This window comes from Nitrosovibrio sp. Nv4, assembly GCF_900215485.1.
Taxonomy (GTDB): Bacteria; Pseudomonadota; Gammaproteobacteria; order Burkholderiales; family Nitrosomonadaceae; genus Nitrosospira.
Genome location: NZ_OCMZ01000001.1, coordinates 479,394 through 490,754, shown reverse-complemented (window position 1 = coordinate 490,754; position 11,361 = coordinate 479,394). Strand labels below are relative to the sequence as shown.

General features: G+C 53.8%; 11 protein-coding genes. 4 read left to right on the top strand and 7 right to left on the bottom strand.

Annotated elements, in window-relative coordinates:
* Positions 1 to 1,229 precede the first annotated feature (1,229 nt).
* The gene (locus CRO05_RS02120; RefSeq protein ID WP_097065624.1) at positions 1,230 to 2,105 is read left to right on the top strand and encodes a hypothetical protein; all 876 of its coding nucleotides are present in this window, start codon (positions 1,230 to 1,232) and stop codon (positions 2,103 to 2,105) included.
* Positions 2,106 to 2,177: 72 nt separating this feature from the next.
* Here CRO05_RS02120 and CRO05_RS02115 read toward each other — a convergent pair whose 3' ends face one another.
* The 5 genes from CRO05_RS02115 to CRO05_RS02095 form a co-directional block, all read right to left on the bottom strand.
* Positions 2,178 to 4,595 carry an SAM-dependent methyltransferase gene (locus CRO05_RS02115; protein WP_097065623.1) on the bottom strand — a complete coding sequence of 806 codons (2,418 nt, stop codon included), beginning with the start codon at positions 4,593 to 4,595 and terminating at the stop codon, positions 2,178 to 2,180.
* A 15-nt stretch (positions 4,596 to 4,610) separates the two neighbouring features.
* Complete coding sequence (locus CRO05_RS02110) at positions 4,611 to 5,333, bottom strand: protein-L-isoaspartate(D-aspartate) O-methyltransferase (RefSeq protein WP_097066605.1); 723 nt, start codon at positions 5,331 to 5,333, stop codon at positions 4,611 to 4,613.
* A gap of 137 nt (positions 5,334 to 5,470) precedes the next feature.
* Entirely contained in the window at positions 5,471 to 6,058 is a 588-nt protein-coding gene (locus tag CRO05_RS02105; RefSeq protein WP_097065622.1) for a YMGG-like glycine zipper-containing protein, read from the bottom strand.
* A 16-nt stretch (positions 6,059 to 6,074) separates the two neighbouring features.
* Positions 6,075 to 6,551, bottom strand: a complete 477-nt coding sequence (locus CRO05_RS02100) for a hypothetical protein (RefSeq protein ID WP_097065621.1) — start codon at positions 6,549 to 6,551, stop codon at positions 6,075 to 6,077.
* A gap of 58 nt (positions 6,552 to 6,609) precedes the next feature.
* The gene (locus CRO05_RS02095) at positions 6,610 to 6,969 is read right to left on the bottom strand and encodes a hypothetical protein (RefSeq protein ID WP_181319863.1); all 360 of its coding nucleotides are present in this window, start codon (positions 6,967 to 6,969) and stop codon (positions 6,610 to 6,612) included.
* Positions 6,970 to 7,570: 601 nt separating this feature from the next.
* On the opposite strand from CRO05_RS02095, the gene CRO05_RS02090 reads away from it, so the two are divergent.
* On the top strand, positions 7,571 to 8,002 hold the full coding sequence (locus CRO05_RS02090; RefSeq protein ID WP_097065619.1) for a hypothetical protein: 432 nt from the start codon (positions 7,571 to 7,573) through the stop codon (positions 8,000 to 8,002).
* A gap of 66 nt (positions 8,003 to 8,068) precedes the next feature.
* Positions 8,069 to 8,668: a hypothetical protein gene (locus CRO05_RS15430; protein ID WP_159462689.1), complete on the top strand. Its 600-nt coding sequence runs from the start codon at positions 8,069 to 8,071 to the stop codon at positions 8,666 to 8,668.
* 124 nt (positions 8,669 to 8,792) lie between these two features.
* On the opposite strand, the gene CRO05_RS02080 is transcribed toward CRO05_RS15430, so the two are convergent.
* Complete coding sequence (locus tag CRO05_RS02080; protein ID WP_097065617.1) at positions 8,793 to 9,947, bottom strand: NAD(P)/FAD-dependent oxidoreductase; 1,155 nt, start codon at positions 9,945 to 9,947, stop codon at positions 8,793 to 8,795.
* A 2-nt stretch (positions 9,948 to 9,949) separates the two neighbouring features.
* A complete protein-coding gene (locus CRO05_RS15425) occupies positions 9,950 to 10,117 on the bottom strand; it encodes a hypothetical protein (protein ID WP_159462688.1) in 168 nt (55 codons plus the stop codon).
* Positions 10,118 to 10,362: 245 nt separating this feature from the next.
* Here CRO05_RS15425 and CRO05_RS02075 point away from each other — a divergent pair, with 245 nt between their 5' ends.
* Positions 10,363 to 11,343: a 2-hydroxy-3-oxopropionate reductase gene (locus CRO05_RS02075; RefSeq protein WP_339390132.1), complete on the top strand. Its 981-nt coding sequence runs from the start codon at positions 10,363 to 10,365 to the stop codon at positions 11,341 to 11,343.
* The last annotated feature ends 18 nt before the right edge of the window (positions 11,344 to 11,361 follow it).

Genomic DNA, 11,361 nt, shown 5'->3' with positions numbered 1-11,361 from the left:
ATAACTCTTGTAACTTGCATTTATACATATTGAATTTTCATAAAAAGGAATACTACGCATATAGGAGGGCGGCAGCATCACCCAGTGCGTCCGACTGTCTGTTTTCGGGTAAAAACACTGATACCCGCTTCTGGCACATTTCTGTCCAATGGGGCCTGTTCGGGCTAAATTATGCCAACGTGAAGCTCGTTCACTTTGAACTGATACTGAAAGACTACAGCACCAGATCAATGCCTTTCGAATGCTTAGCAACATACCGCTTAGCTTCGGCATTGTAACTCTCGACGCGAGGTAACTGTTTGGCATGGAGCACAAACTTTGTTGATCGATCTTCGTCTGTCCCACCAACAAGTTGCCATCCTGGTGCATGAAGGCTGACATGGATTACGTCTACCCTAAGCTCTTGCATGAATCGGTGGAGTGAGTTGCCAGAGAAATCTCGACTGATATGCTCACGACAGGCTGGAATCTGTACCAATTTTGCAAGAAGTCTAGTTTGGTCGACTACAGTCATAGAGGAGGCCGCAAAGATGTATAGCTGCTCCTGAATGAGTTCGTCTAGCTTGCGATGATCTTCGCGCCGGTTTCTCCGGTACAAGTTGTTGATTGTGCTACGAAATGGTAACGATCAGTGGTTTTCAAGATGCCCTTGGCGCTCTTGTTGAACAGGCGCAAGACTGACGCGAGTGATTTGAGATCATCGTCAATCTTTGCGTCCGGGGTGAGAATGAAGCGCGGCTTGCACGTCTGCGAAGTTCGATAGCGTGGCGCACTCGAGCGTGGCGCTACTCCAGGGCCATGGACCAAGATCTAGAGGGGGACACCTGCGTCCAGACATCTTTTAATAGTACTGACCCTTAATAACGCTACTGTATTTCATTTGTATGTAATGATTTTATTGCCAGCTGCCCCTATATCATCACCAATAGTAGTGCGTAAATGGTAGTTTTTTACGTTTCTGCCCGTGGCGAAGGTTGCAAATCGACCCAAAGCGGTCTTTGCCAACAACCTAAAGCAAAATAAGGTGATAAAGCTTGAGCAATACTCAGCTGGTCAGTCGAGTAGCGCCTTACAACCTCTTGCGAATGCTTAACATATGGTTAACCTGTTCTTTTAGAACCCGAGATAATTCACTCATCATGCGCCGAATGGCGCCGTTGTATGCGTTGCGTGATGAAATTGCCTTACCCGTTCCGCGCTCCCGTTGACTTCTCCCAAGGCCTTTAAACATGACTGGTCTTGCCAGCAGCACCAAACTAACGCTTTTTACCTTGGCTAGCGGCCGTTCTGGCACGAGCTACCTCGCTGACTTTTTTGCCAGGAACGTGCAACAGTGTTATAGCACGCACGAACCTTATCTTATTCCCGGCAATCCTGTTCTGTTTGGCAAGCCCATCGATTGGAATACGCGTGGTAACGATAAAGCGTTGGTACCAATCCTAGAGCGTAAGTGTCGTTTCATCGCAAACTGTAAAGCACCAGTGTATTTTGAATCCAATCACGCCTTCCTCAAAGCGTTCAACCGTCACGCCGGGGCGTTACTGAAAAATCCCGGTTTTATTCACCTTGTTCGTCATCCCGGCAAAGTGGCCAAAAGTGAACTGCTGCGCGAGCAGCTGGCGCGGAGGATGCATATCCCGTTTGTGGATTACACCAGTGACACGGGCGAGCGCTATTTCCGCTGGGCACTAACCGGGAAGGAAGAGATTTTTCAGTATTATGCCGGACACACCTTAAGCCGGTTCCAGTTTTACCTGTTGCAATGGATAGAAATTGAATATCGGGCAACGCAGCTGATCAAACAGAATGAGTGGCAGGACCGTGTATTTTTTATAGATGTGGACGCACAATTAAAAGATGAAGCCATTTTAAGACAAATGCTGGGTTTTTTTGATGTACGCCACAAGCCTCGTTTCCATATGGATTTACGCAGAAACAAAACGCCGTTTGTTGGCCCCACGATAATGACCGCCCAGGATGAGCTGGAAATGCGATGGGTAATGGAAAACCTGCCTGATGCTTACCGGGTATTGCTTAAAGGCGAACCCTATTCGAAATGTTCGGGCTGGGCGATAAGTAATTGGTTGAGCGGGGACAGGAAGTGATAACAGGGCTACTCCTTCCGCTGGTAACACGTTTTTAAATCTTGCCAGGTTTGAAAGGATAAACCGCTTCTTTCACGCGAACCTCCGCAATGCGATGGCAGCCAAACCATAGATCAGAACAGCGAGCAGAATCACCGCTGCAAAACCCAGGTGAATAGCCAGCAAGGTAGCGAGTACCGCGCCCACTACTGAGGCAAAACCATTGATTGCCCACGCCCAGGGAATGGAGTCCTGAGCTGTTGAGGCGAGCCGCATCGTTCCGGTAGGAAAGGGCATTCCCATGCATACCGCCAGTGGCGCGATCAGCACTACCGAAATAGCTATTTTTGCCGCATCAGTCAGATGGGTGAGCGCCTGGAACAAGCCCGGCAGGACGGCGAGATAAAGCAGCGATAACACGCCCATCGTCATTACCGCTAGGGTCAGGTGCCTGCTGCCTCTACCCATTGCTTTCTTTTGCCATCGACCTGTAAGCCAGCTCCCCGCGGCAGCGAATATCAGAAATGCGCACAACACAACCGCTACGGCATAGAGCGGATGGGCGAGAAACAGGATAAATTTCTGGATGAAGGCGATTTCCATGAACATGAAAGCGAAGCCGATGGCGAGAAAGTACAGGGCTACGGGTGCGGTGGGCAGCGCGCGTCGAGCCCGCGAGGCGGCCAGCGGCGCCAGAATCAGAACAATGCTGGCAACAAATGCCTGCACCAGTGCCGCCACCAGCAGCGGATAGCTCCAGTCGAGCAGCGGCATACCTCCCTGCTCGCGCAGAGCGAATAGTTCTGCGGCTGCCGCCCATTTGAAGAAACGGAAAAAATAAGGCCGATCGTCAGTCGCAGGCTCAATGTAGAACTTGTAGCGGTCGATGAAGACCTCTCGCTGCGGACCCAGCAGCGCAGCGGCTCCTTCGAAGAAATACGGCTGCTCCAGCAGGTTGTAGCGGTTTGCCTCCTCGGGGGGCATCCCTGGATAATAAGCCACATCAAAAGAACGCGTGCGACCGAACTCCTTGATCGCCTCGATTTCCTCAGCGGTGAAATCGCTGTTCTTCACGAGCAGCGTGACGGTTTTCCAACCTCGTATCATCACCAGCCGCTCACCGGGATTGGGGATACCGTTTTGCTCCAACGCAAACACCGCCGTAGCAAATAATTTCAGTGCGTCGCGCGGCGGCAGGGTCAGCCAGCGGGTAACGGCCAGCATGCCGTCCGGCGTCAATCGGCTCAGGTACGTCTGGAGCGCCTCCACAGTGTAGAGATAACTCTCGCTCAGACCGTATAGCCCGGCCGAGGCGACGCCAAATGAATCCATCAGCGCCACTTGGACAAGGTCGTAGCGGTCAGGGCTGGCGTTAACGAAGCCACGCGCCTCGGCTGCAAACACGCGCACTCCTGGCTGTGCATAAATGTTCCCCGCAAAGTCGTGAAAACGCTGCTGGACCAGATCGATAACATTGCGGTCGAGCTCCACCGCATCGACCGCGACCGCGCCATGGTAAAGTGCCTGTAACACATCGCTGCCTGCTCCTGCGCCCAGCACCAGCACCCGGGGCTTTTCCAGCACGTGATAAGGCAGCGCCGAGGTCAGCTGATCCAGGTAGGCCAGCGGCGCGAGCTTGCCGTCAAACCTTGTCAACACCAATGGCCCTTCTCCGTCCACGAACACAGCCAACTGGGGCGGCGGCTCGTCCACGGCATTGAGACTCATCCCCGGCGCATGACGGAAGGGGATCAGGATATTTTCCACTACTGTGATCTGCCCCAATGGACTGGAACGCTCCTCTACTACCTGGGCCCCGGCAATATTCAGGGTTTGGCTCAAATCCTTATAGGGGGAGGGCTGTGCTTGCAACCAACTGCCGGGCAGTGCCATGAATACCGCCAAACCCAACCCAACAAATATTCCGGCCAGCCATTTTGGCCGCATCTCCAGTTCGACGATGGCAATAGCGGCAGCCAGCAGGGCCAGTGCCGTGAGGGCGACGAGCGCATTGTGGGGCGGCATGAGAAAAAGCACGCCGATAACGCCCAGGCTGCCTATCCCCGCCCCTAGTATGTCGAACGCATAGACTCGCCCTGCCTGGCTGCCGAAGTGCCACATGACGAGACCGATACCCAGTCCTCCGCAAAAGAAAGGCAGCATCATCAACAGATAAATGGCGAGCAGTCGGGTCAGCTGGGCTTGATCCCACAGGAGCTGCAGCGGATTGAACGGAATCTGCTGCGCCAGCAGAAACGCCGCGGGCATGAGAAACGCCATTGCCGTTGCAACCATGACATAGACCAAGCCGACGCGCGGCGCAATTTTTTCCTTTAGCAATGCCAGCGCCGTGCCACTTGCCCCATAGCCCAGCATTGCCGCACTGATGATCATGTAGGCGAAATGGTGCCACAGCACAATGCTGAACAAGCGGGTCAGCAGTACTTCATATGCCAGCACGCAAGCTGAGAGCAGCCCGATGGCGACTAATGGCGGACGCGGTATGGACATAGGGGGTTCCGCAGCTCAATGTCCACCGCTGAGTGGAACGAACCGCACTGGCACAATTTGACGGGTGGTCACCGAGCCGTCCTGCTGTTTCTCCACCAGCATCAAATACTGGGTCATGAAACTCGCGCCAAGCGGAATTACCATGCGGCCGCCCGGTTTCAGCTGCTTGAGCAGAGGAGGTGGCACATGGCTAGCGGCAGCCGTTACTATGATGGCGTCGAATGGCGCCGCTTCCGGCCAACCATAGTAGCCATCGCCCACCCTTGTTTCTACATTTTTATAACCAAGGGATTTGAGCCGTTCTGCCGCTTGTTTTCCCAGCGGCTCGATAATCTCAATGCTGTAAACGGATTTGGCTATTTCCGCAAGAACAGCGGCTTGATAACCTGAACCGGTGCCGATTTCAAGTACGGTGTCACCTTCTTTGATGTTCAGCAGGTCTGTCATTCGCGCCACGATTAGAGGCTGCGAAATGGTCTGTCCATAACCGATGGGCAGGGGATGGTTGCGATAAGCGAACGGCGCCAGCCACCCAGGCACAAAACGGTGCCGCTCCACTTTTCCCATTGCTGCCATGACGTCGGGATCGGGAGGAGTACTACCGGATGAAGCGATTACCTCCTCCACCATTTTTTGGCGCAACGCATCGAATTCCGCTGCTTGCGACGGTAAAGCACAACCGAAATAAAGGAATGCGCCTAAGGCGCTGGCAGCGCCGGCAGCGAATTGGCATCTCATAACCTCATTAAAGCAAATTCCCCGCAGACTGCTGGCGAAAAATTGAGGACCGCGCCGGGCATCATTGGCACAAAATCCGATGCCGGTATCCGTCACCGTATTTCGCGATGCGGTAATGAGGAAACTACGCGCTAAGCTTACTGCGGTGGAGGTGGGGGTGGAATACCTGGAGGCGGTGGCGGCGGCGGTGGCAGCGAACTCCTCCGTACGCTTCTGGCAGGTGGATAGGATGGATAAGGAGCACCTGTATACTGGTTGCCACCGTTCATGTTAGAGCCGCTCGTGACCTGGCCGTGTACCGGAACGCGGTGACCTTTCCCGTACATGCATTGGGTATAGCCCATGTCGTAACGTTGCTGACCGGCATATCCCGACGCGCCGGCAGTTCGGGTTCCGGCAAGGCTCCCGGCCAACAGACCGACGCCGGCCCCGATAGCTGCACCGCGCCCGCCTCCTAAAGCCGCACCTGCTGCCGCGCCCAACCCTGTACCTACCGCGGCACTCCCTATTCCGCTGGATATGGAGGCCTGATCCGGCGTCCGGCCACCGATTTGCTCGTGGGCGAATTGCCTGCAGTAATGATCGTCGTAACGAAACTGGTCGAAGCTTCTGCCGGAACCTGGCAAAGCCATCATGCTGGGTCCTGTAGGCATGCTTGTGCACGCAGTCAGCGAGCACAATGAAGATAGCGCCAGCAGGGCGGATAACGTAAGTGTTTTATGCATGTCGGCGGTTATCCCGCTACTCCCCGGGCTGGGGCGCGACCCGGAGCCATCCGTCAGGGCATTTTTTCACATAGGGATAATAGCCCTCAGGACTTCGGCAGTAGTGCCAGTAGTTGGCTGCTTGAGCTTGCGGCTGGATTTGGACAACCTCCCGCTGCTGGATGTATACGGGTGGCGCAGAGGGGGCCGCAACGACAGGCGCATAGCCGTAACCCGGTCCATACCCGTAATTGGGCGCGTACCCGGCAGGAGGATACCCATAGGAAGGAGGATAATAAGGGGCTCGACTGCTATACGAGCCCAGGCCGTAACCCAGTAATCCGAGTCCCAGCGCCAACCCATATCCCCCATAACCTCCCCTATGATGGTGGTGGCCATGATGATGGCCGTGGTGACCATGATGACCGTGGCCCCCACCCGCCAATGCCGGGGTTGCCGGAATCGACCCGAGCAACATAAGAGCTGTGGCGCACATCAATTTCATGATTTTCATTTACGTCTCCATACCGTAGCAATGGTTGCGTTTTAATCACAAAAAAACGACCAGTCCCTTATCGCCATCCCTGCTGGATATAAACCGGCGGCGCAGGAGGTACGACAACGGGCCCATACCCATAACCCGGCGCATAACCTGCGGACGGATAGCCATATGCAGGTGGATAGGAAGGTGCTCTATTACTCAGATAGCCCAGGCCATAACCCAGCAGTCCCATCCCCATTCCTATTGCGAGTCCATATCCCCCGTGTCCTCCTCCGTGGTGATGGTGGCCGTGGCCATGGTGGTTACGATGATGACCATGGTTATGATGACCATGCTTGTGATGCCCATGACCTTTTCCCGCCCATGCCGAACTCGTGGGGACCAACCCAAGCATGATTAGAGCAACACATGTAAATTTTATTTTTGTCATGAAAGTCTCCATTTCAGTAATGATCGCAGTTAGCAAGAAACATCGGTCAGGAGCAATTTTCATCGCACCATGGTTGATATAACGCACCGATGGAGAATCGGTTGTCTTTTTTTCACATAAATTTCACAAAAATTTCACAAAAATGGTAATTTACGGATCGAGTAGCTCAGTATTAGATACTTTCGTAGTTAGCACGCTTGTAACTGGATGGCCCATTCACATTATTTGTTATGAAATATCCGCGCAGACTGATTGTCGACCGGGAAAGTGACCAGCTCTGTAATAGGTGTACTTAAGTCCAATGGTCATTGTTATCGAAATGTGTAAGATGCCGGGCTATATCAACGGACGGACTTCTACGCGCCGCCGAGGCGGATTAGTTGGTTGTCTGGAAAGCCCTAAAAAGGGAATCTGATTTTTCGTACACTCTGTCCGGCCAGAATTCCGGCCCATGGGTGAATATGTTTCCGATGATTGCTATTGACAGTGTCGCGTGAAGAGTTATGCAGGAAGGTTTGTATCCATAACTGAAAAATATGGGATTACTATTTCATCCAGCCATCCTGGTCTGGAAGGCATCAACCACAAGAGGAGATCGGACATGCGCAAAGGTTTAGTGATAATGCTGGCGGGTTTTCTGGTGTATGGCGCTCCAGTACTTGCCCGTGAAGGGGGCGGCGGCAATGGCGGACATGGCGGACATCATGAAGGCATGGGTGGCCATGGTCAGCATGGTAGTCCTGGCGGTTCGGCATCCGGACACATGAGCGAACGAGGAATCGAGAATACAAACGCGCAGTGGTCCACCGGAGCCGCCAGGGGTGACGATCGTTCTGATCTGAGAAATCATGATGGCCGCGGGCATGGCCACGAAGCTGGAGAAGGCGGCCGCAACTATGGGAAGGGCAAGCATCAAGGTCATGAATACAGGGGAAACAACAAGGCTGATAAGGATAAAGCCATCAAGGGCAAAGGCGGCAAAGGCGATAAAAATAGCAAAGGGAAACACGGCATGCACGATGGTTCGCAATGACGTTTGGTAGAAAGCTATAGGTCGAAGCATGGCAAAAAAAGCAATACCTTTTCATAAGGAGACACAATGTCAAACGAATCCGTTAACTATTGGAAGCTGACCACGATTGGAATACTGCTGGTTGGCGCAACCGTGGCGGCAACGCTGATGGTCGCCGGGCCGGACTCCAAGACCGAGGAATCAGGCACGCCGTCATCCACGGCCCAGTCCGGGGATATTCCGGGCGCCGAGCACGAAAAGAAGGCCGCGTCCACCTCGGCCATTGAGGAAACGCCAGGGGAACGTCCCCGGAGTGTCCGCGCCACACAGCCAAACAGGAGCGCTTCGGCAGCGGTTCCACCTCCTTCCCAAGCTGCATATCCCCCCCAGCCGGCATATCCTTCTCAATCTGTCATGGATGCGTGCAACAGATACGCGAATGAGCAGGTCAATAGCAAAGCCCAGGAAGTACTCACGAGTGCCGCGCTAGGCGCTGCTATTGGCGCAGCCGTGGGTGCGGCGGGCGGCGCGATTGCAGGTGGCGGAAAAGGCGCGGGAAAGGGTGCCGCGATAGGTGGAGTAACAGGCGCGGCGGGCGGGACGCTATACGGACTCAACGAAACCAAGTCGCACGATGCGCAATATCAGGCGGCCTATTCTTCCTGCATGCGATCGAAGGGTTTTTAAAATCAGTTGTTGTTCATATGCCCCAGGCATTTCCAGCAGCAGGCTTCCTGCGGATAATTGGCTGTGGTAATCGGCCGGTAAAGTACGGTAAATGCCTGGGGCGATAACGGATCTCCGCCGTTCCTTATTCCATCACGGCCGGCAAATGTGCGGCAAGCGCGTTCTTTTCCTTGGTTGACATACCCAGCAAGGCATAACCCAGCAGCTTATCTTCCACACTTTTAAACAGCGCCTTGACACCGTTTTCATCTTCCTCGACCAGCCATTCGCCCTGCATAGAGGTATCTGGCGGTGACACGACAGCGGGACAAGATGGCGTTTTAACCAGCACAGGCATGGCTGGATAGCGGATTGGAGTCAAAGTTTGGGCAAGCGTTGCCGCCAGGCCGCGGGCCGCATGCATGATTGGCATGACGAACGGCAGCACCCGGCCTTCCACCTCCGCGCAGTCGCCCAGCGCGTAAATATCCTCATAGCGGGTCTGCAGCGAGCGGTTTACCGTGATGCCGCGATTCACGGCAATCCCGGCCGCTTGCGCCAAGGCGGTGCGAGGGCGCAACCCTACAGCGGAAAGTACGATATCCGTCTGGATAGTTTCTCCATCGGCAAGAGTCAAACGCAAGCTTTCATGGATCCGCTCCACGAATTGAGTTGCCGCCCCCAAGTGAAAAACCACGCCGGCAGCTTCCAGTCTGCGTTGCATAAAGGCGCCCCCGGCCGGTGGCAGAAGCCGCCCCAGAGGTTGGGTGCTGATATCGATCACACGTACCCGATAGCCTGCCATGGTCAAGTCGTTAGCAAATTCACAGCCGATCAGCCCTGCGCCAAGAATGGTTACATCCTTTTTTCCTTCCAGCGCATCACGAAGGCGTTGATAGTCATCAAGGTCGTTTACGGAAAGAATGTCTTTTACCCCCTCGCCTTCCAGCGGCAGCCGGATCGGATCGGCGCCCATGGCCAGGACAAGTTTGCTATAGAACAATTTCTCTCCATCTTGCAACGTCACTGTTCTGCTCGTCGGGTCAATGGCTGTCACCCGGCTATGCGATCGAATCGTCATTTTCAACTGCTCAGCCATTTTCTCAGCGCTGGCATTCAGTATGGATGCGGGGGTTTTCCCCGTCGCCAGGGCATTTGAAAGCATCGGCTTGGAGTAGAAACCGCCATGATCCGCCGAAATGATCAGAATAGGCGTTTCGACGTCCAGCTTCCGAAACTCCCGGGCCACGGTATAACCCGCAAGGCCGCTGCCGATAATGATTACAGGCTGCTGCGTCATGGTCAGGCTTCTCCAGATTGGAAGCTGGCGTTCATGCCGTACCCGGCATAATGCCCTTTGTCCCGACTATTTTGCTGGCACATAAATGTGCCGACACCGCGTTGCGCGGCGATCGTTTTATTATGGACAAGATTGTCACGTTCAAGTATATCCTTTTGAAATTCGATCATTCCGTTTCCTTGAAATTATCAAATGGTAAATCTGGATTTTGATGCTTAAAAAATTTTATGAACAATTTTATGAACGCGCAGACGGCAGTAAGGCGTTCATAGTACGTATATCTGTATTCGGCAGCGAAACATCGTGAAAGTTTATACTAGCGGGTACTAGTGGGATGTGGGCGCATGCGAACTCGGGCCAATAGATCCCCATCGGGCGCAGATAGCAAAAGAATAGCCGAGATTGGCCGCCAAGGATAATCTTATTGATGAGCGAAAATAGAATGAAAATCGGTTTCATTGGTCTTGGCATCATGGGGAAGCCCATGGCCGAGCGTCTTATCAAGGGTGGACATACCTTATTTCTGCATTCCCGTAGTGGTGTGCCGGAGGAGTTGCTCGAGCAGGGTGGCAAGGCTTGTTCCTCGCCCAGAGAAGTCGCACAAAATGCTGATATCATCATCACGATGCTGCCCGATACTCAGGATGTGAAACGAGTGCTGTTTGGTGAGAACGGCGTAGTGCAAGGATTGAGATTAGGGTTGGGATTGGAGTCGAGCGGCGGTTCGAGTACAGGCAAGATTGTGATGGACATGAGTTCCATATCTCCCATTGAAACCAGAGAATTTGCCGCTGACATCAATAAGCTCGGTTGCGACTATGTCGATGCGCCAGTGTCGGGTGGCGATATCGGTGCGAGGGATGCTACCCTTACCGTAATGGTGGGCGCCGCCGAACCGGTGTTCGAGAAGGTAAAACCAGTCCTCGAATTAATGGGTAAAACCGTTACGTTGATTGGGGCCAATGGCGCAGGCCAGGTTTGCAAGATTGCCAATCAGATTATCGCTGCCCTCACAATCGAGGCCGTGGGAGAAGGATTGTTGTTTGCTTCCAAGGCTGGCGCCGATCCTTCAAAGGTGCGCCAGGCCCTGATGGGTGGTTTTGCCTCGTCACGCGTTCTGGAGGTTCATGGCGAACGCATGATCAAGCGGGCATTCGAACCGGGATTTCGCATTGAATTGCATCAGAAGGACCTGGGTCTGGCGCTATCCAATGCGCGCGCATTGGGCATCAGCCTACCAAACACTGCTACAGTTCAGGAATTGTTCAGTGCATGCATCGCTCACGGCGGCGCCAAATGGGATAGTGCGGCAATGGTAAAAATGCTCGAAAAATTGGCGAATCATGAGATTCGGGATTCAGCCGGAGAATCTGATAAGCTGGGCTCTTTAAAATGAGTCGCTGAACAATGGATT

Coding starts and splice junctions, on each gene's coding strand:
- CRO05_RS02080 (WP_097065617.1), bottom strand. CDS start 9,947: ATGACGCAGCAGCCTGTAATCATTATCGGCAGCGGCCTTGCGGGTTAT.
- CRO05_RS02090 (WP_097065619.1), top strand. CDS start 7,571: ATGCGCAAAGGTTTAGTGATAATGCTGGCGGGTTTTCTGGTGTATGGC.
- CRO05_RS02115 (WP_097065623.1), bottom strand. CDS start 4,595: ATGTCCATACCGCGTCCGCCATTAGTCGCCATCGGGCTGCTCTCAGCT.
- CRO05_RS02110 (WP_097066605.1), bottom strand. CDS start 5,333: ATGAGATGCCAATTCGCTGCCGGCGCTGCCAGCGCCTTAGGCGCATTC.
- CRO05_RS02105 (WP_097065622.1), bottom strand. CDS start 6,058: ATGCATAAAACACTTACGTTATCCGCCCTGCTGGCGCTATCTTCATTG.
- CRO05_RS15425 (WP_159462688.1), bottom strand. CDS start 10,117: ATGATCGAATTTCAAAAGGATATACTTGAACGTGACAATCTTGTCCAT.
- CRO05_RS02120 (WP_097065624.1), top strand. CDS start 1,230: ATGACTGGTCTTGCCAGCAGCACCAAACTAACGCTTTTTACCTTGGCT.
- CRO05_RS15430 (WP_159462689.1), top strand. CDS start 8,069: ATGTCAAACGAATCCGTTAACTATTGGAAGCTGACCACGATTGGAATA.
- CRO05_RS02100 (WP_097065621.1), bottom strand. CDS start 6,551: ATGAAAATCATGAAATTGATGTGCGCCACAGCTCTTATGTTGCTCGGG.
- CRO05_RS02095 (WP_181319863.1), bottom strand. CDS start 6,969: ATGACAAAAATAAAATTTACATGTGTTGCTCTAATCATGCTTGGGTTG.